The 25,027-nt window shown below is 58.1% G+C and carries 23 protein-coding genes; 16 read left to right on the plus strand and 7 right to left on the minus strand.

Annotation, left to right across the window (positions count from 1 at the left end; all coding sequences use genetic code 11):
- Window positions 1–12 precede the first annotated feature (12 nt).
- Window positions 13–153, plus strand: a complete 141-nt coding sequence (locus AC3CHX_RS05840) for a hypothetical protein (RefSeq protein WP_488643143.1) — start codon at window positions 13–15, stop codon at window positions 151–153.
- Between the two features lie 5 nt (window positions 154–158).
- Here the strand turns inward: AC3CHX_RS05840 and AC3CHX_RS05845 are convergent, their stop codons facing one another.
- A complete protein-coding gene (locus AC3CHX_RS05845; protein ID WP_488643144.1) occupies window positions 159–473 on the minus strand; it encodes a hypothetical protein in 315 nt (104 codons plus the stop codon).
- A gap of 176 nt (window positions 474–649) precedes the next feature.
- On the opposite strand from AC3CHX_RS05845, the gene AC3CHX_RS05850 reads away from it, so the two are divergent.
- The 10 genes from AC3CHX_RS05850 to AC3CHX_RS05895 all read left to right on the plus strand — a co-directional run bounded on the left by AC3CHX_RS05850 (window position 650) and on the right by AC3CHX_RS05895 (window position 11,269).
- A complete protein-coding gene (locus AC3CHX_RS05850; RefSeq protein ID WP_488643145.1) occupies window positions 650–1,426 on the plus strand; it encodes a crotonase/enoyl-CoA hydratase family protein in 777 nt (258 codons plus the stop codon).
- Between the two features lie 151 nt (window positions 1,427–1,577).
- Entirely contained in the window at window positions 1,578–3,368 is a 1,791-nt protein-coding gene (locus AC3CHX_RS05855; protein WP_488643146.1) for an extracellular solute-binding protein, read from the plus strand.
- A 35-nt stretch (window positions 3,369–3,403) separates the two neighbouring features.
- Window positions 3,404–4,465, plus strand: a complete 1,062-nt coding sequence (locus AC3CHX_RS05860; protein WP_488643147.1) for a microcin C ABC transporter permease YejB — start codon at window positions 3,404–3,406, stop codon at window positions 4,463–4,465.
- Window positions 4,462–5,493, plus strand: coding sequence for an ABC transporter permease (locus AC3CHX_RS05865; protein WP_488643148.1), 1,032 nt, complete (start codon window positions 4,462–4,464; stop codon window positions 5,491–5,493). The genes AC3CHX_RS05860 and AC3CHX_RS05865 overlap by 4 nt, the downstream gene beginning before the upstream one ends.
- The gene (locus AC3CHX_RS05870) at window positions 5,490–7,085 is read left to right on the plus strand and encodes an ABC transporter ATP-binding protein (RefSeq protein WP_488643149.1); all 1,596 of its coding nucleotides are present in this window, start codon (window positions 5,490–5,492) and stop codon (window positions 7,083–7,085) included. The genes AC3CHX_RS05865 and AC3CHX_RS05870 overlap by 4 nt, the downstream gene beginning before the upstream one ends.
- A 173-nt stretch (window positions 7,086–7,258) precedes the next feature.
- Complete coding sequence (locus AC3CHX_RS05875; protein ID WP_488643150.1) at window positions 7,259–7,687, plus strand: hypothetical protein; 429 nt, start codon at window positions 7,259–7,261, stop codon at window positions 7,685–7,687.
- Between the two features lie 212 nt (window positions 7,688–7,899).
- Window positions 7,900–8,751, plus strand: coding sequence for an AraC family transcriptional regulator (locus tag AC3CHX_RS05880; RefSeq protein WP_488643151.1), 852 nt, complete (start codon window positions 7,900–7,902; stop codon window positions 8,749–8,751).
- Window positions 8,752–8,766: 15 nt separating this feature from the next.
- A complete protein-coding gene (locus AC3CHX_RS05885) occupies window positions 8,767–9,765 on the plus strand; it encodes an alpha/beta hydrolase family protein (RefSeq protein ID WP_488643152.1) in 999 nt (332 codons plus the stop codon).
- 101 nt (window positions 9,766–9,866) lie between these two features.
- The gene (locus tag AC3CHX_RS05890) at window positions 9,867–10,499 is read left to right on the plus strand and encodes a LysE family translocator (RefSeq protein ID WP_488643153.1); all 633 of its coding nucleotides are present in this window, start codon (window positions 9,867–9,869) and stop codon (window positions 10,497–10,499) included.
- Between the two features lie 170 nt (window positions 10,500–10,669).
- On the plus strand, window positions 10,670–11,269 hold the full coding sequence (locus AC3CHX_RS05895) for a GNAT family N-acetyltransferase (RefSeq protein WP_488643154.1): 600 nt from the start codon (window positions 10,670–10,672) through the stop codon (window positions 11,267–11,269).
- Window positions 11,270–11,340: 71 nt separating this feature from the next.
- Here AC3CHX_RS05895 and AC3CHX_RS05900 read toward each other — a convergent pair whose 3' ends face one another.
- From AC3CHX_RS05900 to AC3CHX_RS05920, 5 genes are all read right to left on the minus strand, one after another.
- Window positions 11,341–13,575, minus strand: coding sequence for an NADP-dependent isocitrate dehydrogenase (locus AC3CHX_RS05900; protein WP_488643155.1), 2,235 nt, complete (start codon window positions 13,573–13,575; stop codon window positions 11,341–11,343).
- A gap of 372 nt (window positions 13,576–13,947) precedes the next feature.
- Window positions 13,948–14,409 carry a DUF6714 family protein gene (locus tag AC3CHX_RS05905; RefSeq protein WP_488643156.1) on the minus strand — a complete coding sequence of 154 codons (462 nt, stop codon included), beginning with the start codon at window positions 14,407–14,409 and terminating at the stop codon, window positions 13,948–13,950.
- A gap of 197 nt (window positions 14,410–14,606) precedes the next feature.
- Entirely contained in the window at window positions 14,607–15,917 is a 1,311-nt protein-coding gene (locus AC3CHX_RS05910; protein WP_488643157.1) for an MFS transporter, read from the minus strand.
- A gap of 13 nt (window positions 15,918–15,930) precedes the next feature.
- On the minus strand, window positions 15,931–17,190 hold the full coding sequence (locus tag AC3CHX_RS05915) for a glycerate kinase type-2 family protein (RefSeq protein ID WP_488644726.1): 1,260 nt from the start codon (window positions 17,188–17,190) through the stop codon (window positions 15,931–15,933).
- Between the two features lie 304 nt (window positions 17,191–17,494).
- Window positions 17,495–18,592 (minus strand): tartrate dehydrogenase, encoded by a 1,098-nt coding sequence (locus tag AC3CHX_RS05920; protein ID WP_488643158.1) that lies wholly within the window; start codon window positions 18,590–18,592, stop codon window positions 17,495–17,497.
- Between the two features lie 112 nt (window positions 18,593–18,704).
- On the opposite strand from AC3CHX_RS05920, the gene AC3CHX_RS05925 reads away from it, so the two are divergent.
- Window positions 18,705–19,658, plus strand: a complete 954-nt coding sequence (locus AC3CHX_RS05925) for a LysR substrate-binding domain-containing protein (protein ID WP_488643159.1) — start codon at window positions 18,705–18,707, stop codon at window positions 19,656–19,658.
- On the opposite strand, the gene AC3CHX_RS05930 is transcribed toward AC3CHX_RS05925, so the two are convergent.
- Window positions 19,596–20,240 carry a TetR/AcrR family transcriptional regulator gene (locus tag AC3CHX_RS05930; protein WP_488643160.1) on the minus strand — a complete coding sequence of 215 codons (645 nt, stop codon included), beginning with the start codon at window positions 20,238–20,240 and terminating at the stop codon, window positions 19,596–19,598. The two genes, AC3CHX_RS05925 and AC3CHX_RS05930, sit on opposite strands and share 63 nt — an antisense overlap.
- Window positions 20,241–20,350: 110 nt before the next feature.
- On the opposite strand from AC3CHX_RS05930, the gene AC3CHX_RS05935 reads away from it, so the two are divergent.
- The 4 genes from AC3CHX_RS05935 to AC3CHX_RS05950 all read left to right on the plus strand — a co-directional run bounded on the left by AC3CHX_RS05935 (window position 20,351) and on the right by AC3CHX_RS05950 (window position 24,925).
- Entirely contained in the window at window positions 20,351–21,400 is a 1,050-nt protein-coding gene (locus AC3CHX_RS05935; protein ID WP_488643161.1) for an SDR family oxidoreductase, read from the plus strand.
- Window positions 21,401–21,785: 385 nt separating this feature from the next.
- Window positions 21,786–22,673 carry a MurR/RpiR family transcriptional regulator gene (locus AC3CHX_RS05940; RefSeq protein WP_488643162.1) on the plus strand — a complete coding sequence of 296 codons (888 nt, stop codon included), beginning with the start codon at window positions 21,786–21,788 and terminating at the stop codon, window positions 22,671–22,673.
- An 82-nt stretch (window positions 22,674–22,755) separates the two neighbouring features.
- The gene (locus tag AC3CHX_RS05945) at window positions 22,756–23,754 is read left to right on the plus strand and encodes an isoaspartyl peptidase/L-asparaginase family protein (protein WP_488643163.1); all 999 of its coding nucleotides are present in this window, start codon (window positions 22,756–22,758) and stop codon (window positions 23,752–23,754) included.
- A 385-nt stretch (window positions 23,755–24,139) separates the two neighbouring features.
- Window positions 24,140–24,925 carry an ABC transporter substrate-binding protein gene (locus AC3CHX_RS05950; RefSeq protein ID WP_488643164.1) on the plus strand — a complete coding sequence of 262 codons (786 nt, stop codon included), beginning with the start codon at window positions 24,140–24,142 and terminating at the stop codon, window positions 24,923–24,925.
- Window positions 24,926–25,027: the final 102 nt, after the last annotated feature.

Below are 25,027 nucleotides of genomic sequence, written 5' to 3' on the forward strand. Positions count from 1 at the left end.
AAGGAATGGGGCATGACGAGGCCGGCGCTGGCACCGGTGTTGAGCGCGGCGTTATTCGGCCTGGTCGCTACAGCCGCCCTGGTGGTCAAGCAGTTCGCGCATCCCGAGAACAAGTCTGCGGCGTCGGCGCTCCAGGAGCCTGTCGGACACTGACGGATTCAGACGACGCCGACGACGCGATAAATTTCCCAGCGCGCGGTGCCGGAGACGACGAAAGGCTCGAGCTCCTTGCTCCACTGCGCGTGCGCGGGGATCGATGGGAGCAGCTCCCACGCCCGATCGAGCTCGCTCAGATCGGCCACTTCCCATTCGTGGACCACGATCGCCTCCAGCGCACCGATCGAGCCGGTGAGAAGCCGGCCCCGCACGAGACCGGCTTGCGGCGCGATGTCGCGCGCCCACGCTTGCAGCCGGTCGATGACTTGTTGCTTGTGCCCGAAGCGGGCACTGATTTGCCATCTGGCAATTAACATGATGTTTCTCCTGGTTAGTGCTCACCGAGAGCACGTGGTAGTATTTTAGGCCACCCAGCCGGCACTGATATTGCCTACTCTGTCCATATTTGCGGAATAAAGAAATAGACTCCTGATCGCGGCATTCCTTGATGATTTCAACGTAGCGCCAACCACTTGCCATGCGAGCAAACAATATGCCCTATGTGTCATTCGCCACCGATGGCGCCGTCTGCACCATCACGCTGAACAGGCCGGACAAGCGGAATGCTGTTGACGGCCCGATGGCTGCGGAGCTACGCGCAGCATTTATCCGTTTTGAAGAGGATTCCACACTGCGCGTGGCCATCATCGCCGGCGCCGGCGGCCATTTCTGTGCCGGCGCCGACCTGGATGCTGTCAGTGATCCGGCATTGCGCAACGAGCTTGATCCTGACGGCGCCGGCAGCGGCCCGATGGGGCCGACCCGCATGGCGTTATCCAAGCCGCTAATCGCCGCCGTGAGCGGCTATGCAGTTGCGGGCGGCCTGGAACTGGCGTTGCTGGCCGACTTGCGGGTCGCTGACGAAGACGCTGTATTTGGCGTGTTTTGCAGACGTTGGGGCGTGCCGCTGATCGATGGCGGGACCGTGCGACTGCCCCGGATTGTGGGGCAGGGCCGGGCGCTTGACATGATTCTGACCGGGCGTCCCGTGCTGGCCCCCGAAGCGCTGGCCATGGGCCTGGTCAATCGCGTCACGCCGGTGGGGGAGGCACTGATCTCGGCACAGCAGCTGGCGCGCCTGATAGCAAGTTTTCCACAAAAGTGCATGCTGACCGATCGCGCGTCGGTCTACGACCAGTGGAACCTGTCGCTGGAACAGGCATTGCGCAGTGAAGGCGCTCATGGTGTGCCGATTGTCTTTGATGAAGGCGAGGCGGGTGCCGCTCGGTTTGCCCGGGGGGCGGGAAGACATGGAAATTTCAGCACTTGATCAATAGCGCCACCCGAATATCCACCTCAAGCGGATTTCGAAGTAAATCGTCGCTGTAGAACGCGTCCTTTGGGTAGAATGATGCAAACTCCGGGAGCGTTTGTGCGAAACAATATCTTTGCTGTGTCCAGACCATACGGCGAATCCACGCATGGTTAGGCTGTTCTTGTCTTTCCTGTTGATGGCTTGCGGCAGCAACGCATTTGCCGCACACGCTTTTTCTCTCTACGACACGCCTAAATATCCGGCCGGGTTCACGCATTTTGCATATGTGAATCCGGATGCACCGAAAGGCGGCGAGCTGTTTCTCGCCAATCCCGACCGCCGTACCAGTTTCGATAAATTCAATCCGTTCTCGATGAAGGGCGTGGATGCAGCGGGCGTGTCGATATTGATGTTCGAGACGCTGGCGGTGTCGTCCTCGGATGAGGTCGCCACCATGTACGGCTTGCTGGCGCAGGATATGGCGTTGGCACCCGACCGTATGTCGATGACGTTCACACTGAATCCGAAGGCGCGCTTCAATAACGGCGACCCGGTGCTGGCGGCCGACGTCAAATATTCCTTCGACATGCTGGTGCAGAAAGGCGCGCCGCAGTTCAAATCGATTTTCAAAGAGGTCAGGCAATGCGTGATTCTGGATGCGCGCACGGTACGCTTCGATTTCAAGACGCTGAACCGTGAATTGCCGCTGATCGTCGGCGCTGTGCCGGTGTTCTCGCGCAAGTGGGGCGCCAGGACCTCCTTCGAGAATATCCAGCTGGAAGCGCCGATTGCCAGCGGGCCGTATCTGATCGATAGCTTCGATGTCGGCCGCTCCATCAGTTACCGGCGCGACCCGAAATATTGGGGCGGCGAGGTTCCGTCGCGCAAGGGCATGTATAACTTCGGTCGCATCACCTATCGCTTTTACAGCGACGATGTGGCGCGGCTGGAAGCGTTCAAGGCGGGCGAGTTCGATGTGGTGGTCGAGTACAGTGCCAAAAACTGGGCGCGCAGCTATAACGGGCCTAAATTCACCAGCGGCGAAATCGTCAAGCGGGAACTGGCGCATTCCAACGGCGCCGGCATGCAGGGCTTCGTGCTGAATTTGCGGCGGCCGCAGTTCCGGGATATCCGGGTGCGTCAGGCGCTGGGCCTGGCGCTGGATTTCGAATGGATGAACCGGCAGTTGTTTTTCGGCCAGTACAAGCGCATCTATTCCTTCTTCAATAACAGCGAACTGGCGGCCACCGGCCTGCCGTCAAGCGACGAGCTGAAACTGCTGGAACCGATGCGCAACAAGCTTGACCCGGCGGTATTCGGCCCGGCGCCGCTGCCGCCGCGCACCGATCCGCCGAGGTCGCTGCGCGCCAACCTGATTCAAGCCCAGGCTTTGCTCAAAGACGCTGGTTGGACCTACCGCGACGGTGCGCTGCGCAACGCCAAAGGTGAAGCGTTTGCGTTTGAGATTCTGGACGACCAATCGTCGCTGTCGCGCGTCATCAGCGTGTATGTCCGCAACCTGCAAAAACTGGGGATGCAAGTCAATCAGCGCACCGCCGACTATGCGCTGGTGCAAAAGCGCATGGAAGAGTTCGATTTCGACATGACTACTATCCGCTTCCCGGATGTCAGCAGCCCCGGAAATGAAATGTTCGACATGTTCGGCTCCAAAGCGGCGGATGAAAAAGGTTCGAATAACGCCTGGGGCTTGAAAGATCCAGCGGTCGACAAGCTGGTGGCGGCGCTGGTGGCAGCCAATACCCGCAAAGAGCTGGTGGCGGCGGCGCGCGCGCTGGACCGGGTGCTGCTGCACAAATATATCGTGGTCACCCATTGGTTTTCATCGACCCATCGCATTGCGTATCGCGACCGCTTCGGCATCCCGGCCAAGCTGCCGCTGTATTACCAGGCCGATCCCTACGTGATTTCGACTTGGTGGCAAAACAGGGCCAGATGAGTTGTGTGGAATGCGCTTGAGACGACGAGGATGAGATGAATATTTGGGCATACATTGCGAAGCGCGTGCTGCTGATGCTGCCGACCTTGCTGGGTGTGATCGCGATCACGTTTGCCGTGATCCAGTTCGTGCCGGGCGGGCCGGTCGAGCAAGCGCTGATGGAATTGAAAAGCCAGCAAACCGGCGCGGGCGAAGCGTCCGGCAGCGGTGCGTCCAACTATCGCGGGCGCCAGGGTATCGATGCCGATCGCGTGAAGGAAATCAGGGCGCTGTATGGTTTCGACAAGCCGGCGCCGCAGCGCTTTTGGCAAATGCTGAAGGGCTTCGCGACCTTCGATCTGGGGCAGAGTTTTTACCACCACAACGATGTCTGGGCATTGGTGAAGTCGAAGATGCCGGTCTCGATCACGATCGGTCTGTGGACTTTCTTTTTGACCTATTTCATCTCGGTGCCGCTCGGTATTGCGAAGGCGACGCGCGAAGGTACGCGTTTCGATGCGGTGAGCAGCATCGTGGTGCTGGTCGGCTATTCGATTCCGGGTTTTGTACTGGGCGTGTTCTTGCTGGTGATGTTCGGCGGCGGCAGCTTCGTGCAGTGGTTCCCGCTGCGCGGCCTGACCTCGGACAACTGGGCCACGCTGTCGACCTTCGGCAAGGTGACCGACTATCTGTGGCACATCACCTTGCCGGTGCTGGCGTCGGTCGCCGGCGCGTTTGCGGTGATGACGATGCTGACCAAGAACACCTTTCTGGAAGAAATCCGCAAGCAATATGTGTTGACCGCGCGCGCCAAGGGTTTGAGCCAGAACGCGGTGCTCTACAAGCATGTGTTCCGGAATGCGCTGATCCCGCTGGTGACCGGTTTTCCAGCCGCATTCATCGGCGCATTTTTCGCCGGCAGCCTGCTGATTGAAACCCTGTTTTCCCTAGATGGCCTGGGTTTGCTGTCGTACGAATCGGTGGTGCGGCGCGATTACCCGGTGGTGATGGGCACGCTCTACCTGTTCACCTTGATCGGTCTGGTGGTCAAATTGCTGGGCGACTTGTGCTATGTCTGGGTCGACCCGCGCGTTCAGTTCGAAAGTTTAAGCCGATGACTGCCAAATCCCTGTCGCCAGGCCGCCGCGTCTGGCTGCGCTTCAAGCAAAGCCGGCGCGGTTATTGGAGCCTGGTGTTGTTCGTCGCGCTGTTCGCCGTCAGCCTGGTGGCCGAACTGGTGTCGAACGACAAGCCGCTGATTGCGCGCTACCACGGCGCGATTGTGTTTCCGATCGTCACAACCTATTCCGATAAAGTATTCGGCGGCGACTTCGCTTCGCCGGCGGATTATCTCGATCCCTTCATTCGCGACCAGTTCCGGAAAAATGGCAACTGGGCGATTTATCCGCTCAACCATTACCGCTACGACACGCTGAACTATTTCGCGCAAGCGCCGAATCCATCGCCGCCGTCCGCGGAAAACTGGCTGGGCACCGACGATCGCGGCCGCGACGTGTTCGCGCGCCTGTTGTACGGCTTTCGGGTGTCGATCCTGTTCGGCCTGGCGCTGACGGTGACCGGCGTGGCACTGGGGCTGGTGACCGGCGCGGTGCAGGGTTATTTTGCCGGCAGGACCGATTTGCTGTTCCAGCGCTTCATCGAAATCTGGGGTTCGATGCCGGAGCTGTATCTGCTGATTATCTTCGCATCGATTTTCGAGCCGAGCATCGGCTTGCTGCTGGTCTTGCTGTCGCTGTTCGGCTGGATGGGGCTGTCCGATTACGTGCGCGCCGATTTCCTGCGCAACCGCAATCTCGAATATGTGCTGGCGGCAAGGGCGCTGGGCCTGTCGAACGGGCAAATCATCTGGCGCCATGTGCTGCCCAACAGCCTGACGCCGGTCGTGACCTTCCTGCCGTTCCGCATGAGCGGGGCGATCCTGGCCTTGACCAGCCTCGATTTTCTGGGACTGGGCGTGCCGCCGTCGACGCCGAGCCTGGGCGAACTGCTGGCGCAGGGCAAGAATAACCTCGATGCATGGTGGATCGCGCTCTCGACTTTTGCCGTGCTGACCATCACCTTGCTGTTGTTGACGAATATCGGCGACGCGCTGCGCAATGCGCTGGATGTCAGGAGGAAGGCATGAGTTTGCTGCAGGTCGACAATTTGCAGATCCGGTTTGACGCATCGACGGTGGTCGATGGCATCAGTTTCTCGATCGCGCCCGGTGAAAAATTCGCGCTGGTCGGCGAATCCGGTTCGGGCAAGACCGTGACCGCACTGTCGGTGTTGCGGCTGAATCAGGATGCGCAGTACGCCGGGCGTATCTTGTTTGACGGCCAGGACATCCTGCAAAAGCCGGAGCCGGCGCTGCGTGCGCTGCGCGGCAAGGATGTCGCGATGATTTTCCAGGAGCCGATGACGGCCTTGAATCCTTTGTTCACGATCGGCAACCAGATCGCGGAAGTGTTGATGCTGCATGAAGGCATCAGCGCCAGGGCGGCTGCGCGGCGCACCGTTGAATTGCTGGACAAGACCGGCGTCCCGGAACCGGCGCGCCGGGCGCTGTCCTATCCGCATGAGTTGTCCGGCGGCCAGCGTCAGCGCGCGATGATTGCGATGGCGCTGGCTTGCAGGCCGAAATTGCTGATTGCCGACGAGCCGACCACCGCGCTGGATGTGACGATCCAGGTACAGATTCTGGAGTTGCTGAACCAGCTGCAGCGCGAAGAAAATATGGCCGTGCTGATCATCACTCACGATTTGAATCTGGTGCGGCGCTTCGCCGACCGCGTCGGTGTGATGGAGCAGGGGCGTCTGGTGGAAGTCGCGAGCACCGCCGAGCTGTTCGCCAACCCACGCGAACCCTACACCCGCAAACTGCTCGCCAGCCGTCCGCAACGCATCGTGCATACGGTCGCGGCCGAGGCCGAGCTGTTGCTGACTGGACAGCAGGTGCGCTGTACCTTTGCGATCAAGCGCGGCTGGTTCAGGAAAATGCCGTTTGTTGCGGTCGACGATGTCGATCTGGAGTTGAAGGCCGGCGAAACGCTCGGCATCGTCGGCGAGTCCGGCTCGGGCAAATCGACGCTGGGGATGGCTTTACTGCGCTTGTCGACGGCCAGGGTCGATGGCCGGATCAGCTTCGCCGGCCAGCCGCTCAGCGCGATGAGCAGCGCGGCCATACGGCCGCTGCGCGCCAGGATGCAGGTGGTGTTCCAGGACCCGTTTGCCTCTTTGTCGCCACGCCGCACGATCGAGCAGATTGTCGGCGAGGGCCTGGCCTTGCATCAGCCACAACTGAATCCGGCCGGGCTGCAACAGGCGGTCGCCGCATCCCTGGTTGAGGTCGGTTTGTCGGCGGACATGATGTCGCGCTATCCGCATGAATTTTCCGGTGGGCAGCGTCAACGGATTGCCATTGCGCGCGCGCTGGTGCTGAAACCCGCGCTGATCTTGCTGGATGAGCCGACGTCGTCGCTCGATGTGTCGGTGCAGCAGCAGGTCTTGACCTTGCTGGCCGGGTTGCAGCGCAAGTACGGTCTGGCGTATCTCTTTATCAGTCACGACCTGGCGGTGATCCGTGCGATGGCGCATCGGGTGATGGTGATGAAGGATGGCGAAGTAGTGGAGCGCGGAACGACCGAGTCGGTGCTATCGCAGCCGCAGCAGCCTTACACCAGACGCCTGCTGGCCGCGGCAGCCTATTCTACTGTCGCGGCGGCGAACGGGCGGTAATTTCGAGTCGGATTGCTGTCCGTCACCGTGTGAAGCGAGGGTAGACATTTCTGACCAGCCGGTATGCGCCGATGCTTACAAGAGGAACCACTATCGTCCTCCTTGCGTTCGTTACCGCACATACAGCAGGTGTTGATTTTCGATAGATTAAGGTCCCACACCGGAGAATCATCATGTCAATCAACCAGATTCGTTTTGCTTCAGCATCCACTAATTTCAATCGTAAAACAGCTCGGCTGTCGGCGCTGGCGTTTATCGTATTGAGCACCTCGTTTGCAGCACTATCGGCAATGGCGGCAGGCAGTTCGCAAGACGCGAACGGTCGCTACCAGGCAGAACGAAAAATTTGCAATAGTGGCCAGTCGAACCAGACGCGCGCAACTTGCCTGAAAGAGGCTGGGGCAGCATTGGAAGCGTCAAGGAGCGGGCGCCTCAATGACGGACCGGGCGGGTATAGTCAAAATGCCCTGCTACGGTGCAATGCACTGCCGCCGGACGATCGGGATGCGTGTCGTCGTCGCATAGACGGCGAGGGCACGACCAGCGGCAGCGCACCTGAAGGTGGCATGGTGCGAGAACTTGTTGTACCGGATAACAAATAGGGCTCGTGCCAGGACTGACGCATGGGTGTTAGCGCGGGAAACCAGGGGTCTTCTCATCGGGGAACGCGCGTATCAGAGCACGCTTGATTCGTTTCTGAAAATCGCTCAAACCGGCCATAAGCAGGCATTTTCCCGCATCCCATACGAAGTTTGATTCCCCATTTCGCAAACGCAGCTAAGTAGTCCAGCGTCGGGCCGGTTAAACTGAAGCCATGAAACGTGACAGTTCTGAAAAAAAATACCGGAGTCGCATGGCGCGCGTGGTTGCGGCGATTGTGGCCGATCCCATGGCGCGGCACAGTCTTGAAGACCTCGCTGCCATCGCGCATTTCTCGCCTTTCCATTTTCATAGAATCTATCGCAGCCTCATCGGCGAGACCGTCGTGGAAACCGTGCGCCGCATGCGGTTGGCGCATGCGGCGGCATTGCTGGGCGAGAACCGGCGCAGCGTGACAGAGATTGCGCTGGAGGCTGGCTATGACAGTCCGCAGGCGTTCACTCGCGCTTTTCGCCAGTATGCCGGCACGTCGCCGCGTGAATTTCAGAAGAAGATTCACCAGATCGCCGACAAGATTCCGCATGCCGGAGATTGTGAAAAATTGCTTTGCCCCGAAGTGCAACTGATCGAACAAAAGTCTTTCCAGGTACAAGCACTGCAGCATCGCGGCCCACACGGGACGATTCTGCATACGCATCGGCACCTGCGGCAGTTGGTCGCGCATCGCCCGGTCGGGCAATGGCTCGGCATCAGCTATGGCGATCCTGAGGTTGTCGGCGATTTTGCGTATTTCGCCGCCGCGACGCTCTCCGATGGGGGTTCGATCAGCGATGATGTCGTGCTTGTCGAGATTCCGGCCGGATGCTATGTCTCGCATACTCTGCTGGGGCCCTATACGCAGATCAATGCCACCATCGCTGCGCTGTATTCGCTGTGGCTGCCGGATAGCGGCTACGAGCCGGATGACCGTCCTCTGCTGCAGTTCTACCGCAACAGTCCGCATACGGTATCGCCGGATGCGCTGCACACCGATTTACTGATCCCCGTTCGTCCCATCCACGCATAACATTCGAGTATAAAAATGAAAACGACAAATTTGCTGCGCGCGCTGTTGGTATCGCTGGTCGCCGTCCTTTGCAGTTACGGCGCGCAGGTCCATGCCGTCGGCTTCCAACACGTCATTGCTCCGGATCCGGACGGCGCGCCGCTGGAAGTCGGCATCTGGTATCCGAGCACGGCGACGCCTTCGTCCGTTGCCATGCGCGCTGTCACGCAGACAGTGGCAGTCGATGGTCCCGTAGAGGGAAAGGCGCTACCTCTCGTCGTCATCTCCCATGGCACAGGCGGCTCTTATCTGGGCCACTACGACACGGCCATTGCCTTGGCCGAAGCAGGTTTTGTCGTTGCGGCCGTGACGCATACGGGCGACACCTATGCCGACCAAAGCCGCAATCTTTTCATCATGGAACGTCCCAGACATATCAGCCGCATGCTGGATTACGTGCTATCGACCTGGAGCGGACATGCTCAAATCGATCCGGCAAGGATAGGGATGTTCGGCTTTTCTGCGGGAGGGTTCACTACCCTGGTGAACATCGGCGGCCATCCGGACATGACTAAAATTACACCCTTTTGCCAGGCCCACGCCGGCGACTTCGCCTGCCAGTTGATCGCTCGCCACACCGGCGCGGCTGTCCCGGCCTCTTCAAGCCGGGATGGCGTAAAGGATGCTCGCATCAAAGCTGCAGTGGTTGCGGCGCCAGCCCTTGGTTTCACATTTTCTCCTGATGGCCTCAAAGACGTGGTCGTTCCGGTTCAGTTGTGGCGTGCCGAGGCGGACACTATCTTGCCGCACCCTTGGTACGCAGAAGCCGTACGCGGGGCATTACCACAGGCTCCTGAATATTCCGTCGTGCCGACGGCTGGTCATTTTGACTTTCTCGCCCCCTGCAATGCTTTTCTGGCGGCAAGGGCTCCGGAAATCTGCACAAGCGCTCCTGGATTTGACCGACGGGAATTCCATAGGGTATTCAATCAGTCGATAGTCGAATTTTTCGGGAAAACGCTCCCGATCCGGTAGGACTTCAATGATTGGAGGCGGCTCCTGCACTTGCAACCTGCGTTGCAGATCGCCGCTGTATACTCCTACCTTCGACTAAACCTCGCTCAAAGGAAATCAATATGCTTGCATCGTCGTCACTGCTTGGCTTTTCGTTGGTAGCGTTCGGCATGGTGCTGACGCCTGGCCCGAACATGATGTATCTTGTCTCGCGCTCGATTTGCCAGGGCCGCAAGGCGGGATTAATCTCACTGGGCGGCGTAGCGCTCGCCTTTGTGATTTATATGTTAGCCGCAGCGTTCGGCATCACCGGCTTGCTGTTTGCTGTGCCGTTTGCCTATGACGCGCTGCGTCTCGCAGGTGCTGCCTATCTTCTGTATCTGGCCTGGCAGGCGCTGAAACCAGGTGGCCGGTCGCCCTTTCAAGTTCGCGAGCTGCCGCGCGACAGCTCGCGCCGGCTGTTCGCAATGGGCTTCATGACCAATCTGTTGAATCCAAAGGCGGCGATTCTCTACTTGTCTTTGTTGCCGCAGTTCATCGATCCGAACCATGGCAGTGTTCTCGCGCAGGCCGTAGCGCTCGGAAGCGTTCAGATCGCCATAAGTGTAACCACGAACGCCTTGATCGCCGTTGCAGCAGGATCGATTGCGGCGTTCCTTGGAACGCGACCTACCTGGTTGACAATACAACGCTGGTTGATGGGGACTATGCTGGCGGGCTTGGCAGTACGCATGGCCATGGATTCGCGCAGGTAGGGTAGTCGGATTGATGCCAGAAGGGCGCCAGAGATATTTTGGTCACGTAGGCGTGCGTCGCCATTACCCATCTCGACGGGTTGGTCCTGGCGCGCTCGGCCTTCATCCGGTTCGATGAAACGCTCCTCGGCGTTTGATGAAGAGAATCTTGAAACGAAAACTGACACGTAATGAACGACAACGCCCCTGAATTTATCCAACCCACCCTGGTCGGCAAGACAATTGAACTCCAGCCCCTTCAGCAGGAACATGCGGCGGGGCTGCTGGACGCCGCGGCAGACGGTCAATTGTGGAACATGAAGGTGACTGTCGTGCCAAGACCCGAGACCGTCGGCAAGTACATCGCTGCCGCATTGGAGGGACGACGGGCCGGGACTGTGATGCCTTTTGTGATCGTCAGGCGCGATACCGGGTTGCTCGTCGGCAGCACGCGTTTCTGGAAAATCGACCGTGCGAACAGAAAGCTGGAAATCGGGCACACCTGGTTGAGTGAGTCGGCCCAGCGGTCGGGTGTCAACACTGAAGCGAAGTACCTTCTTCTGGTCCATGCATTCGAGGTCATGAAGGCTGTCCGCGTGCAGTTCACCACGGATGAACTTAACGAAAAATCGAGAGCGGCGATTCTGCGCATTGGCGCGCAACAAGAAGGAATTGTCCGGCACGAGCGTATCATGCCGGACGGCCGGAAACGCAACTCGGTACGCTTTTCCATCATCGATTCCGAGTGGCCGGACGTGAAGGCGATGCTGCAGCAGAAAATCGCACGCTAAACCGTGCGCCGGCAAGCCGTGGCCTGCCGGCACGGATCTGCAGCATTACGCAGATCCGCATTACGTTGCCGTCAGACGCGCGCGGCGTTCAATGCCGTATTGAAGGTTGCGCTTGGACGCATGACTGTCTTGAGCTTCTCCTGGTCGACGAGGAAGTAGCCGCCGATGTCCACCGGATGGCCCTGTACCGCCTTGAACTCTGCCGTGATGGCCTGCTCGTTGTCGGTCAGGCTTTTGGCCAGTGGCGCAAATTGCGCCTGCAGTTCTGCGTCGTCGGTCTGTTGCGCCAGCGCCTGTGCCCAGTACATGGCCAGATAGAAATGGCTGCCGCGGTTATCCAGCTCGCCGGTGCGTGGTGAAGGCGACTTGTTATTCTCGAGCAGCTTGCCGGTGGCGTCATCGAGGGTCTGCGCCAGGATCTTGGCCTTGTTGTTGCCGGTCTTGATGCCGACATCTTCCAGCGACACGGCCAGTGCCAGAAATTCGCCCAGAGAATCCCAGCGCAGGTGGTTTTCTTCCACCAGCTGCTTGACGTGTTTCGGGGCCGAGCCGCCCGCACCGGTTTCAAACATGCCGCCGCCGGCCATCAGCGGCACGATCGACAGCATCTTGGCGCTGGTGCCCAGTTCCATGATCGGGAACAGGTCGGTCAGATAGTCGCGCAGGATGTTGCCGGTCACCGAGATGGTGTCCTTGCCGCGGATCACGCGCTCCAGTGTGTAGCGCATGGCACGCACCTGCGACATGATCTGGATGTCGAGACCGGCCAGATCGTAGTCCTTCAGGTAGGTCTTCACCTTCTTGATCAGCTCGGCTTCGTGCGGGCGGTACTCGTCCAGCCAGAAAATCGCCGGCATGCCCGACAGACGGGCGCGGTTCACCGCCAGCTTGACCCAGTCGCGAATCGGCGCATCCTTGACCTGGCACATGCGCCAGATGTCGCCCTGTTCCACATTCTGCTCCAGCAGCACGGTGCCGTCAAAGTCGACAATGCGCGCCACGCCATCGACAGGAACCTCGAAAGTCTTGTCATGGGAGCCGTACTCCTCGGCCTTTTGCGCCATCAGGCCGACGTTCGGCACGGTGCCCATAGTGGTCGGATCGAACGCGCCGTTGGTCTTGCAGAAGTTAATCATCTCCTGATAGATCCGGGCGAACGTGCTTTCCGGGATCACCGCCTTGGTGTCTTTCGGACGGCCATCCGGGCCCCACATCTTGCCGCCGAGACGGATCATGGCCGGCATCGAGGCATCGACGATCACGTCGTTAGGCGCATGCAGATTGGAGATACCCTTGGCCGAGTCCACCATCGCCAGTTCCGGACGGTGTTCATGACAGGCGTGCAGGTCGTGGATCACTTCGTCACGCTTGGATTCCGGCAGGGTGGCGATCTTCTCATAGACACTGCTCAAACCGTTATTGGGATTGACGCCCAGTTCCTCGAACAGCTTGCCGTGCTTGGCGAAGGCGTCCTTATAGAAAATCTTCACCGCATGCCCGAAAACGATGGGGTGCGAGACTTTCATCATCGTCGCCTTGACGTGCAGCGACAACATCACGCCGGTTTCGCGCGCGTCCTCCATCTGTTCTTCGTAGAACTGGCACAGCGCCTTCTTGCTCATGAACATGCTGTCGATGATCTCGCCTTCCTGCAGCGACACCTTGTTCTTCAACACGATGGTTGCGCCATCCTTGGCGACCAGCTCCATCTTGACGTCGCAGGCCCTGGACAGCGTCATGCATTTTTCGCTGGCGTAGAAATCGCCGCCGTGCATGTGGGAAACGTGGGTGCGGGACGCCGGACTCCACTTGGACATGGAGTGCGGGTTCTTGCGTGCATAGCGTTTCACCGCCGCCGGCGCACGACGGTCGGAGTTGCCTTCACGCAGCACCGGATTGACCGCGCTGCCCAGCGCCTTTGAATACCGCTTCAAAATGGATTTTTCGGCGTCGGTCTTCGGGTCTTCGGGGAAGTCGGGGATCTTGTAGCCGCGTGTCTGCAGCTCGCGAATAGCCGCGATCAGCTGCGGCACCGAGGCGCTGATGTTCGGCAGCTTGATGATATTGGTATCGGGTTCCTGGGTCAGGCGGCCCAACTCGGCCAGATTGTCCGGCACTTTCTGTTCCTCAGGGAGGCAGTCGGAGAATTCGGCAAGAATCCGCGCCGCGACCGAGATGTCGCTCTCGACGACGTCGATGCCGGCCGCTGCGGTGAAGGTCCTGACGATAGGCAGCAAAGAAGCGGTCGCCAGAAGCGGCGCCTCGTCGGTAAGCGTGTAGATGATGGTTGATTTACCTGCAGTCACTGTAATCTCCTTGCGGTTGGTGTGTTGGTTGGTGCTGCCGCATCGGATTGGTGCATCCTGCCACCAACCTTAAGGGCGCGCTGAATTAGCCTGGAGACTGACATTCCATGGAAGCAATGTTTCTATGGATGAAAGCCGCATCTCCCGAGAGCTGAAGTTTATTCGACCTTCCGTTTAAGCGCTCAACAAAAATTCAGCCGGTAGTTTACCTTGAAGCCGTTGAGGATAGGTTCCGCATCGGATTCGGGAGTGTCCGCGTCACGCGCCCTGGTGCTGAATGACGGTTCCGCAGCGCCTGCCGCGATGAGATCAGACGTTGAACTTAGGTCCAAGGCCTATGCAGTTTTCCTGGGTGCAAGCGTATAAGTTCTATTATCTCCGACGATAGAGTGCGCTCGGAACCCACCACTCCTCAAGTACCTGACACGCGAGTTCTTGATATGCCGAACCATCCGCGAACGCAAATGTATCCAAAAATTCTGTAACGATAGCCTCTTGTTCATCGCTCAGTGACGCAAGTCGTGGCGGCTCACGGTCGGGCGGACGCAATGCGTTCAATAATGCGGCTACGACGATACTATTCAATTGGATATGACGAAATGCGTACTCCATCAAACCGGGCAAATAGTGGCGCCAGGAAGCGGCATCCAGATAGTTGAGGCCCCAGTGGTAGCGCTCCATATATTCGTCCGACAATGCATCTAGCGCTGGATCGAACGGCAATGGCTCTTTGTAATCGTCGAGCAAATCGCCGGCACGCAGCGAAATCTGAGGCAGGACCTCAAGATCGGCACCAAAGGCCATGAAGACTTTGTCTAGCAAAATTTGGCTCATGTCATGCAAAGTGCCGTGGATACGTGAAGCGACCGCGCAATGGAATTGACATATGTTGCCACAAACAAGTTATCAAAGGTGTATCAATTTTCTCAGGTCGGTGAAAGACCGTTCTTGACCGTCGGACGGTCCGCCGTTGATCGGAGGAAGGATTGAAACCCACATGTTGTCAGGATCCCGCCTCCCGATCAGCGCGTTCAGTGGCCGTGTTGCGCGCCAGCGGCCGCAGGTGCTTGTCTTGCTTGCCGGCTCAGCAACAAGGTTACCACTGCCGACAGAGCTAACGTCGCGCCAACTACATACAATCCGGCGGAGTAGCCTCCGGTAACATTTTTGAGCCAGCCTATCGCGAACGGACCAACGAAGCCGCCAAGGTTGCCCACCGAATTGATCATGGCGATACCGGCCGCCGCTCCGGCCCCTGAGAGAAACATGCTCGGCATGGCCCAAAGCGGCGCTTTTGCAGCGCTGATGCCGACGTTGACAATCGCCAGCGCAAGCATGATTAGCAATGCAGTGTTAGCGTGGCCGACAAACAGAAAACCTAAGCTCGCCACGACGCACGGTATGACCACATGCCAGGTGCGTTCTTCTGTGCGGTCCGAGTGCCGAGCCCACAGAATCATCGCGACGACTGCCAGGACGCTGGGAATGCCGGTGAGGAGGCCGGTTTCCCACATGCTGAATCCATATTGGCGAATGATCAACGGCGCCCACAGGCCGAGAGTATAAAGACCCGCCGAAGTACCGAAGTAAATAAGGGCTAGCGCAAGGACCCGTGGATCGCGCAATGCACTCATGGCGCCAGCGGTATGGCCGACGTGGGATTGCTTGGCATCGGCTTCCGCCTTCAACTTCGCTATCAGCCACTTTTGTTCCTCGGGTTGCAACCAGTGGGCTTTCGATGGCGTGTCCGTCATGTACCTGAACACGACAAAACCGAGCAAAATCGCGGGGACCGCTTCGATGATGTAGAGCATTTGCCAGTCGGACAGTCCCCAGATCGGAGGGAGTTGCATAATCGCCCCCGAGAGCGGCGATCCAATAGCCGTAGAGATTGGAGCGGCCGCCATGAACCACGCCGCTGCCACCGCTCGCTGCCTGGACGGGAACCACAAGCTCAGATAAAGGATGATGCCAGGGAAGAAGCCAGCTTCCGCGACGCCAAGCAGGAAACGCAGTGCGTAGAAGCTGTTTGGCCCCACCACGAACGCCGAGACCGCCGAGACGATACCCCAAGTCACCATCACTCGCGCGATCCACAATCTGGCCCCAACGCGATGAAGAATCAGATTTGAAGGCACCTCGAATAAAAAGTAGCCGATGAAAAACAATCCGCCACCCAGACCGAACTGTGTCGGCGAAAGGCCGATAGCTTTATTCATTGTCATCGCGGCGAATCCCACGTTGACGCGGTCAAGGAAACTTATAAAGTACAGCAGCATGACGAACGGAATGATGCGCAACATGAGCTTACGGGAAACGCGGGCTTCGAGATCGGAATGCATTGTCTCCTCCTTGTTAGTTTTTCCTTGAAAGATCGCCGTGCTGAGCAGCAATGAAAATGGCACGAAAATCATTTACGTTAGTCAGAGTCGGCCCGGTGACGACCGAGTCGCCGAGTGCCTGGAAGAATCCGTGGGCGTCATTGTTTTCGAGGCGCTCGGATGGCCGGATACCGCGATCCCGCGCACGTGCCAATGTGTCCGGCCTGAGCAACGCGCCCGCGATTTCGTCCTGACCGTCCACGCCGTCCGTGTCGCCTGCGATGGCGAAAACGCCTTGCTCGCCGTTCAGCGCGACGCCGAGAGACAGCAAGAATTCAACGTTTCTCCCACCCCGACCGTTCCCACGAATAGTGACGGTCGTTTCACCGCCGGACAGTAAAATGCAGGGCGCCTGGAAAGGCTGGCCGCGGCGGCGCACTTGGGTGGCGATAGCCGCCATGACCTTTCCCACATCGCGGGCCTCACCTTCGATTGCATCACTGAGGATGTGGGCGTCGATCCCCGCCGCCAGCGCCTGCCTTGCGGCGGCTTCCAGCGCCAATTGCGGTGTGGCGATCAAATGGGTCTCGATATGCGGCAACCGGGGATCATCGGGCTTCAAGGTTTCTGACCGGTTGCTCTCCAGAAGAACCGTCACCGCAGCCGGCACCTTGATCGCGTAGCGCTGCAAGACCGCCAGCGCATCCGCACAGGTCGTTGCATCCGGGACGGTCGGGCCCGATGCGATATCGCTCAGGCCGTCGGCAGGCACATCGGAAATGATTAAGTTGACTACGCGGGCCGGATAGCAAGCCGCCGCCAGGCGGCCGCCCTTGATGGCGGAAAGGTGTCTGCGTACGCAATTCATTTCGGAAATGGTGGCGCCGCTGGCGAGCAAAGCCTGATTGATATCCTGTTTGTCTTGCAAGGTCAGGCCTTCGCCAGGCAATGGCAGCAGCGCTGATCCGCCTCCCGATATGAGACAAAGGACCAGATCGTCGGCGCTCAGTCCCGCGACAAGTTGCAAGATTCTCTCTGCCGCCATGCGCCCGCTTGCGTCGGGTACCGGATGTGCCGCTTCAACGATGTCGATTCGCTCGCAAGGCACAGCATATCCGTAGCGGGTAACGACAATACCTTCGAGCGGGCCCGGCCAATGATCTTCGACCGCTTTTGCCATGGCCGCCGAAGCCTTGCCAGCGCCGATGACGATCATTCGTCCCCTCGGCGGAACCGGAAGGAAGTCAGGTACGCGCAGTGCCGGCTGGGCGATCGCGATCGCGGCCGCAAACATGTCTTTTAACAGACGATCTATATCCTGCTGGTCTATCGCGCCGTCGTCCGCTGATAGTGTGGGATTGGCTGAACTATTCATTGCTGAACCCGCCTACCTGGCGCGCTGACCGGAGCAGGCACGAATGACGCGAGATTGAACGGGATAAGCATGTTGTCTCCTGTTTTATTTTTACTGTGGAAACACGAACTCAGTCGAGCGCGCGACGCTGCGGCTTCGTTCCTGCGTTGCGAGAATCAGGGCGACCGAGGAAATGTGGAGGTCGCCTCTCTACACCGCGTCGGCCGCGAAGATGTTGTTGTGCTTACGCCGCCACTCTGCCCAGCGTTGCTTCGGACTTCATGAGCAATGCGCAAACAGCGGCAGTTACCTGCGCCGTCGTTGCCGTACCACCCAGGTCACGCGTGTGAAGGGAGGTGTCGGCGGTAACCGATTCGACTGCCTGCATGACACGTTTTGCGGCGTCAGATTCGCCAAGATGATCGAGCAGCATCACGACTGACCAGAAAGTGCCGACCGGATTGGCCAGGCCCTTGCCCATAATGTCGAATGCTGAACCGTGGATTGGCTCGAACATGGACGGGTAACGACGCTCGGGATCAATGTTGGCCGTTGGCGCGATTCCCAGGCTGCCGGCCAGCGCGGCCGCCAGATCGCTGAGAATATCCGCGTGCAGGTTGGTCGCGACGATCGTGTCGAGCGATGCCGGGCGATTTACCATACGCGCTGTCGCCGCATCGACCAACTCCTTGTCCCATGTGACGTCGGGAAATTCCTTTGCAATCTGCACCGCGATCTCGTCCCACATCACCATGGCGTGCCGTTGCGCATTGCTCTTCGTGATCACCGTCAGCAGCTTTCTCGGACGCGATTGTGCCAGGCGGAACGCAAAGCGTATGATCCGCTCGACGCCAGCGCGCGTCATCATGGACACGTCCGTCGCTGCTTCGATCGGATGCCCCTGATGGACGCGACCACCTACGCCTGAATACTCGCCTTCGGAGTTTTCACGCACGATTACCCAGTTCAGGTCCTCCTGTTTGCAGCGCTTCAGCGGACCATCAATTCCGGGCAGGATGCGGGTCGGTCGGACGTTGGCATACTGATCGAACCCCTGGCAGATCTTCAGGCGCAGGCCCCACAGCGTGATGTGATCCGGAATATCGGGGTCGCCTGCCGACCCGAACAGGATCGCGTCCTTGTCCCGCAAAGCGTCAAGGCCATCCTCGGGCATCATTACGCCGGTCTTGCGGTAATAGTCGCCGCCCCAGTCAAAGTCCTCGAATTCGAACGCAAAAGTTTTGCTTGCCTTGGCAAGCGCTTCCAGGACTTGCCGGCCGGCCGGAACGACTTCCTTGCCGATGCCGTCACCGGGAATTGTCGCGATGCGATAAGTTTTCATGTCAGCCGTACCTTCAAGATGGTGTTGGGGTGAGCGAACTATAGCCAGTTTTTTTCGTTAAAACCGGTGCTAAACTCAAGGCATCCTTAACTTTTATTCACAAGTGCGCGCCATGAATGAAACTGTCCAACCGTCCGATTTAAGCTTTTTCTCAACGCTTGCTGCGTCCGGCAGCTTGAGCGCCGCAGCACGTGAGTTGGGCCTGACGGCGGCTGCCATCAGCAAGCATTTAACGCAAATGGAAAGTCGTGCGGGCGTGGCGCTCATCAATCGGACCACGCGTCGGATGATGCTCACGCCGGAGGGAGAGGTCTATTTGGAGTATGCACGTCGCATTCTCGACGACATAGACGAACTGGCCGAACTGCTCGGCAGCGCGAAAAAACGTCCAAGAGGGCTGCTGCGCGTCAACGCGACGCTTGGATTTGGCCGCAGCCATGTTGCGGATGCTATTTCCCGTTTCGTCGCGCAATATCCGCAGGTGTCTGTGCAGCTACAATTGTCCGTCAGCCCACCGCCGTTGACCGATGACACTTTCGACGTTTGTATTCGATTCGGCGAGCCTCCGGACACGCGCGTGATCGCGCGTCGTCTGGCACCGAATCGACGGCTGATGTGTGCGGCGCCATCTTATCTTGCACTCCGTGGAATGCCGAATACGGCGCACGATCTCGCCAGGCACAACTGTATCGGTATACGGCAAGGCGACGAAGCGTATGGGGTGTGGCGGTTGACAACGGGCAGCGGTGCGTCTCGCAAGACGGAGACCGTGAAGATTCGCGGCAATCTGACTACGAACGACGGCGAAATCGCCGTGAAGTGGGCGCTTCACGGTCATGGGATTTTGATGCGGGCCGAGTGGGATATCAAACAATACCTGGATGACGGGACACTGGTCCGGGTATTGCCTGACTACGATACGCCAAACGCTGATATTTTTGCTGTCTATTCTCAGCGACATCAGATGTCAAATCGCATCCGCACCTTCGTTGAGTTCATCGCGCTAGACCTTGGAGACGCATCTGGCAGTACCTTCCGCACTGGCAATCAAACCACGCAGAAATAGCATGATCATCCGGCCGGCCGGATCGGGATGGATGGCCGCACGTTGTAGCCCGAGTCCGTGAGCCAGTGCCATGAACCCGGTCGCCAGTTCCTCTGGTTCTGCTGGCGGCACCAGGGCCAGATGCTCAAACAAGCGGCCGATAACGCGGCCGAGTGCGACGCGGTGCGCTGTCCAGACTGCCCCATATTCTGCAGCGAAAGCGGGGCTGCGATTGGCGTGCAACTGCAGCTCGATAGAGAGCATGGCCCAGTCGGCGTCCGCATGCAGCGTGGCTGCCCATTCATCCAGTGCATCAAGCACTTCATCGCCGGTAAGCCCGTCCGTTGCAAATACGGAGGCTAGTTGCGCGGCCTCGGCCTCCATGTGTCCGCGCAGCAGTTCAAGCAGGATGGCGTCCTTATCAGCAAAATTTGAGTAGAAGGCGCCCTGCGAGTAGCCGGCTTCCTCGGCAATGTCGCGAATCGATGCTCCCCCAAACCCGTGTTGCACGAACAGTTTTCGTGCTGCCTGAATCAGACGTTCACGTGTCTGCGCTTGGCTTTGCTCGCGGTTTAAGCGTTTTTTTGTGGTTTGCTGGCTCATCTCAATGTAAATAAATATAAATTCAAATATCAATTGAGTTTTGGATTTCAATTGATATAATTTCAGATATCAACTGCTATCTTAAGTCCAATCGTCGTTTGGGAACAAGCATGAAAATACAAACCGCCTTCGTAACAGGGGCCACCGGGCTCCTTGGCAACAATCTTGTGCGTGAACTGCTAAGTCGCGGAGTCGCCGTTAAGGCTCTCGTGCGCTCGCAGGAAAAGGCCGCTCTCCAATTCAGTGGTTTGTCGGGTATTGAACTTGTGATTGGCGACATGGCGAATGTCGACGCTTTCTCTGCGGCCTTGCAAGGCTGCGATGTCGTCTTCCATACCGCCGCCTTTTTCCGGGACAATTACAAGGGCGGCGGCCATTGGAAAACGCTGAAACGCATCAACGTGAACGGGACCGCAACGCTCATTGAGCTGGCCCATCGCGCTGGTGTCAGGCGCTTTGTGCAGACATCTTCCATCGCTGTGTTAAACGGTCTGCCGGGCGCGCTGATCGATGAAACCAACGATCGCGATCCCGCAGATGCGGATGACTACTACCGCAGCAAGATTCTTGCCGATCACGCGGTCCTGGCCTTCCTTGAAAAATCTCCCGAAATGCACGCAAGCTTTGTTCTGCCCGGATGGATGTGGGGGCCAGGAGACATCGGTCCGACATCCTCGGGACAGGTGGCGCTTGACACCGTTCTTGGAAAGTTGCCAGGCCTTGTGCCCGGAAGTTTTTCTGTGGTTGACGCCCGCGATGTCGCGCTGGCGCACATTGCCGCCGCAGAGCGCGGGCGCAGCGGCGAGCGTTATCTCGCAGCGGGCCGCCACATGACAATGCGTGAACTGATTCCACTGATCGGCCGGATTGCCAGGGTCGCCACACCGAAGCGGATGCTGCCCTTGCCACTTTTGTTTGCGTTCGCAGGCTTGCAGGAAATCTATGCGCGGATCACCGGCAAGCCGATCCTGCTCAGTATTGCCACCGTGCGACTGATGGTCAAAGAGGCAGGCCGCACCCGCTTCAATCACACCAAGAGCGAACGCGAATTAGGCTTGAAACTCAGACCGATCGACGACACGCTGCGTGAAGTCGTTTCCTGGTATCGGGATCACGCATGGTTGCCGGTTCCAGACGACACATCGAATCGTTGCCAGTAGTTTGAATGATGGATCGGAGCCTGGAATCCAAAGCATGGAAAGCCCTTGCTGCGCCTTTGCATAGACCCAAATGAGGCCACGCCAACTCCAAAAAACACATTTATGCGTTTTTACACGGCCTCGGTCGACAGCGCTCATTCGACCTTGACAGCGACAGACGCTACTTGGCTATTCGCGTACAGGTCTATTCCGCTAAACTTGCTCAAGCCAGCCTCCTGGGCGTCAAATCGTAGCGCATTGGCCCTATGACTATCGTGCGACACGAAGTTGCTGGTTGATTTGTTTCCTTCCCGAACCTGTTCGTGCGCTGCCCGGAAATGCGGAGGTGCAGTCAAAAGCAAAATGATGACACATTAATTTTCACGAAATGGTATTATTAAAAATAATGAAGACAAAACTACAAAACAATCTCGCGGTTTTCGAGACCCCGGTGATGCGCAAGATTGCACAAGTCATGCCAGAGCTTCCGCCAGCCTTGCGCACGGTTGCTGACTACGTTTTGCGCCATCCGTTCAGAGCGGCCACCATGACGATCGAAGATCTTGCACAGGCCACCGGCACCTCGCCCGCAGCCGTCAACAGGCTTGCGCGCGCGATTGAGTGCGGCGGTTTCACCGGCATGCGGGCTGCGCTGGTTGCTACGCTGCAGGACGCGGTCTCACCGGTCGACAAGTTGAAAGCAGAACTGGCACAACGGCCTTCAGGCGAATATTCGCTGTCGGAAATGCTGGATGCCGGCATCGAGAATTTGCGGCTGGTCACCAGCGCAAACACGGAAGTGTCTTTTGAAAAGGCGGTCGAAGCGATTTCCAACGGCAAGCGTGTCTATGTGCTTGGCTTTGGCGTCAGCTCTTATCTGGCAGGCGCTCTGGCTAGCGGGTTGATGCCGTATTGCGGTCTGGCTACCGCTATCAGCATGGAAGGCGGCAATGAGCAGGCTGCCTATCGCTTGACGGCCATAGGGCCGGACGATGTACTGATCGCGATCTCGCTGCCGCGCTATTCCCTGGACACCGTGCGGCTGGCGCGATTTGCGGTGGAGCGCGGCGCGGTCGTCGTGGCCATCACCGACTCACCCGCCTCGCCTCTGCGCGGGGTGGCCCAACACCTGATTTACACACCGGCCGAGCATGCTCTGCTGAGCAGTTCCAGTATCGCCGCCATGGCCATCATCGAATGCGTCATCAGCCTGGTGATGACCCGCAGCAAAGAAGCAGTCCGGATTTCGTCGGATCTGAATGAAAGCGTGCTTTCTTATTTGTACATGAAATGACCTTCCTTTGTAACCATCCGTTGTAACCATACGTTTCTCGCGTCATATCGACAGGCCGCGAGGGAAAGCAAACGACACAGAAATGAACAAGTCCTACGTTCTTGCAATTCACGGCGGCGCCGGCACTATCTCCCCCACAAGGAGCGGCGCAATGGAGCACACCTATCACCAAGCCCTGCGCGCAGCGATCGCCGCAGGCGAAGCCATACTGGCGCACAACGGTAGCGCCATTGACGCCGTGACAGCGGCAGTCGTCGCGCTGGAAAACTGCCCGCTATTCAACGCAGGACATGGCTCGGTGTATACCGCCGATGGCTTGCATGAAATGGACGCGAGCGTGATGGACGGGAGCACGCTTTCTGCGGGTGCAGTGGCGGGAGTCAGCACGGTTGGCAACCCGATATTACTGGCGCGCGCCGTGATGGAAAAGACGGATTGCGTTCTTATGAGTGGTGCCGGCGCCGAGCGATTTGCGCGTGAATGCGGCATTGAGGCACTTCCTCCGGAATATTTCGCCACGCCACATCGGCTGGAGCAACTGCTGAGTGCGCGTCAGTCTTCTGTCACAGCGCAATTGGATCACGATGGTGCATCGGCAAGCGGTCAGCCGAGTGCCGATCCGATTGATCCCAACCAAAAATTCGGTACCGTCGGCGCTGTTGCACGCGATCGGTTCGGTAATCTCGCCGCAGCAACTTCTACCGGCGGGATGACCAACAAGCGGCCGGGAAGAGTCGGTGACTCGCCGCTCATCGGTGCCGGCTGTTATGCCGACAACGGCAGCGTCGCCGTCTCGGCCACCGGGACCGGCGAGCATTTCATTCGAACAGTGCTGGCGTATGACATTGCCGCGTGCATCAAGTATGGAAAGCAAGCGTTGAACCTGGCGGCCAGTCAAGCCGTGATGGAGCGGCTTGGCGCGATCGGCGGGCGCGGCGGCGTCATCGCCATCGATCAACATGGCAATCTGGCGATGCCGTTCAATACGTCCGGCATGTACCGGGCATGGGTTCACCAAAATCAAGAAACTGTCACGGCCATCTTTGCGGACCCAGCCGAAGGAATGCTCCCAGGCAAGTAAAAATGCTGCCGAGCGTCTGAAATTCCATTGCAGTCTTTGCAGGCTCCGCCGCTGAAAAATCGATGGAGCGGGGGTAGTTTGTCCTAATGGATAGTTGCCTGCCTGCTTGCCTTGCCGCCAGCCTTAATAGCAATTTTCGCAATAAAAACTTTCGCATAAAGTGATACCGGCACGTGCCAGCCTTGCGTCTTGCGCAATGCGAATCAGTTTGCATAAATTTGACACAAAAATTTTCAAGTAATATAAAATGTAAAATGTAATGTGCCATAAAGGTTTGCGGGAGCAGGCATGCAAGCCCGATAGATTTGCCGTACTGAAAACAGAGAAACACGAAGTCAACGTGTCAAATGAAATTCCATCATTAGATCTACAACAGGAGATAAGCATGCAGAAGAAAATGAGTGCCGCAGTATTCGCGGCAAGCGCAATGATGATGTCCTTGGGTGTCGGGGCCAAGGATATTACCGAGATTCGCTGGGGTACCGATCCAAGCAATGCGCCGTTTGAATTCAAGAACACGGATGGTAAGTTGGTTGGTTTCGACATCGACCTGGGCGAAGCAATCTGCGCGGATCTGAAAGCCAGGTGCACTTGGGTGGAGAACGATTTTGACGGCATGATCCCGGCGCTGAAAGCGAAGAAATTTGACGCCGTCGACTCGTCAATGTCCGCTACCGAAAAACGCTTGAAAGAAATTGACTTTTCCAATCGCATTACGCGCGTTCCGGGACGTTTGGTCGCCAAGGCCAGCAGCAGCTTGAAGCCGACACCGGAATCCCTCAAAGGCAAGCGCATTGGCGTTCAGCAAGGATCGACTCATGAAACCTATGCGAAGGAAAAATGGGCCGTTGCCGGGGTTGAAGTGGTTTCGTATGCCAAGAATGACATGGTCTACGCCGATTTGCAGGCGGGACGGATTGACGCCGGCTTCATGGATTCGATCGAGGCCAGCGGAGCCTTCCTGAAAAAGCCGATCGGCCAAGGCTTCTCCTTTGCCGGCCCTGCAGTTCAGGATGAGAAAATTTTCGGCAAAGGCACGGGATTCGGCCTGCGCAAGGAAGACGTGGATTTAAAAAATGCGCTGAACAAAGCCCTGGCCGACCTGAAGGCAAATGGCACGTTCAAGAAAATCATGGCCAAGCATTTCGAGTTCGATGTTTCGGGTGACTGATTTTTTCTAAAGCATCACAGGAAAGGAGAGTCCGCAGATGCCGGCTCTCCGATAAAGAAACCATAAGATTGGCCGTCGGCGAACCACGCCGGCTGCCTGGGG

This window comes from Glaciimonas sp. OK215, from assembly GCF_057787885.1.

What these genes read in the sequence shown, in the direction of transcription:
- AC3CHX_RS05850 (WP_488643145.1), top strand. Translation starts at nt 650, where the DNA reads ATGCCCTATGTGTCATTCGCCACCGATGGCGCCGTCTGCACCATCACG.
- AC3CHX_RS05935 (WP_488643161.1), top strand. Translation starts at nt 20,351, where the DNA reads ATGAAAATACAAACCGCCTTCGTAACAGGGGCCACCGGGCTCCTTGGC.
- AC3CHX_RS05840 (WP_488643143.1), top strand. Translation starts at nt 13, where the DNA reads ATGACGAGGCCGGCGCTGGCACCGGTGTTGAGCGCGGCGTTATTCGGC.
- AC3CHX_RS05895 (WP_488643154.1), top strand. Translation starts at nt 10,670, where the DNA reads ATGAACGACAACGCCCCTGAATTTATCCAACCCACCCTGGTCGGCAAG.
- AC3CHX_RS05920 (WP_488643158.1), bottom strand. Translation starts at nt 18,592, where the DNA reads ATGAAAACTTATCGCATCGCGACAATTCCCGGTGACGGCATCGGCAAG.
- AC3CHX_RS05940 (WP_488643162.1), top strand. Translation starts at nt 21,786, where the DNA reads ATGAAGACAAAACTACAAAACAATCTCGCGGTTTTCGAGACCCCGGTG.
- AC3CHX_RS05925 (WP_488643159.1), top strand. Translation starts at nt 18,705, where the DNA reads ATGAATGAAACTGTCCAACCGTCCGATTTAAGCTTTTTCTCAACGCTT.
- AC3CHX_RS05845 (WP_488643144.1), bottom strand. Translation starts at nt 473, where the DNA reads ATGTTAATTGCCAGATGGCAAATCAGTGCCCGCTTCGGGCACAAGCAA.
- AC3CHX_RS05890 (WP_488643153.1), top strand. Translation starts at nt 9,867, where the DNA reads ATGCTTGCATCGTCGTCACTGCTTGGCTTTTCGTTGGTAGCGTTCGGC.
- AC3CHX_RS05870 (WP_488643149.1), top strand. Translation starts at nt 5,490, where the DNA reads ATGAGTTTGCTGCAGGTCGACAATTTGCAGATCCGGTTTGACGCATCG.
- AC3CHX_RS05880 (WP_488643151.1), top strand. Translation starts at nt 7,900, where the DNA reads ATGAAACGTGACAGTTCTGAAAAAAAATACCGGAGTCGCATGGCGCGC.
- AC3CHX_RS05875 (WP_488643150.1), top strand. Translation starts at nt 7,259, where the DNA reads ATGTCAATCAACCAGATTCGTTTTGCTTCAGCATCCACTAATTTCAAT.
- AC3CHX_RS05910 (WP_488643157.1), bottom strand. Translation starts at nt 15,917, where the DNA reads ATGCATTCCGATCTCGAAGCCCGCGTTTCCCGTAAGCTCATGTTGCGC.
- AC3CHX_RS05860 (WP_488643147.1), top strand. Translation starts at nt 3,404, where the DNA reads ATGAATATTTGGGCATACATTGCGAAGCGCGTGCTGCTGATGCTGCCG.
- AC3CHX_RS05905 (WP_488643156.1), bottom strand. Translation starts at nt 14,409, where the DNA reads ATGAGCCAAATTTTGCTAGACAAAGTCTTCATGGCCTTTGGTGCCGAT.
- AC3CHX_RS05915 (WP_488644726.1), bottom strand. Translation starts at nt 17,190, where the DNA reads ATGTTTGCGGCCGCGATCGCGATCGCCCAGCCGGCACTGCGCGTACCT.
- AC3CHX_RS05855 (WP_488643146.1), top strand. Translation starts at nt 1,578, where the DNA reads ATGGTTAGGCTGTTCTTGTCTTTCCTGTTGATGGCTTGCGGCAGCAAC.
- AC3CHX_RS05945 (WP_488643163.1), top strand. Translation starts at nt 22,756, where the DNA reads ATGAACAAGTCCTACGTTCTTGCAATTCACGGCGGCGCCGGCACTATC.
- AC3CHX_RS05865 (WP_488643148.1), top strand. Translation starts at nt 4,462, where the DNA reads ATGACTGCCAAATCCCTGTCGCCAGGCCGCCGCGTCTGGCTGCGCTTC.
- AC3CHX_RS05930 (WP_488643160.1), bottom strand. Translation starts at nt 20,240, where the DNA reads ATGAGCCAGCAAACCACAAAAAAACGCTTAAACCGCGAGCAAAGCCAA.
- AC3CHX_RS05950 (WP_488643164.1), top strand. Translation starts at nt 24,140, where the DNA reads ATGCAGAAGAAAATGAGTGCCGCAGTATTCGCGGCAAGCGCAATGATG.
- AC3CHX_RS05885 (WP_488643152.1), top strand. Translation starts at nt 8,767, where the DNA reads ATGAAAACGACAAATTTGCTGCGCGCGCTGTTGGTATCGCTGGTCGCC.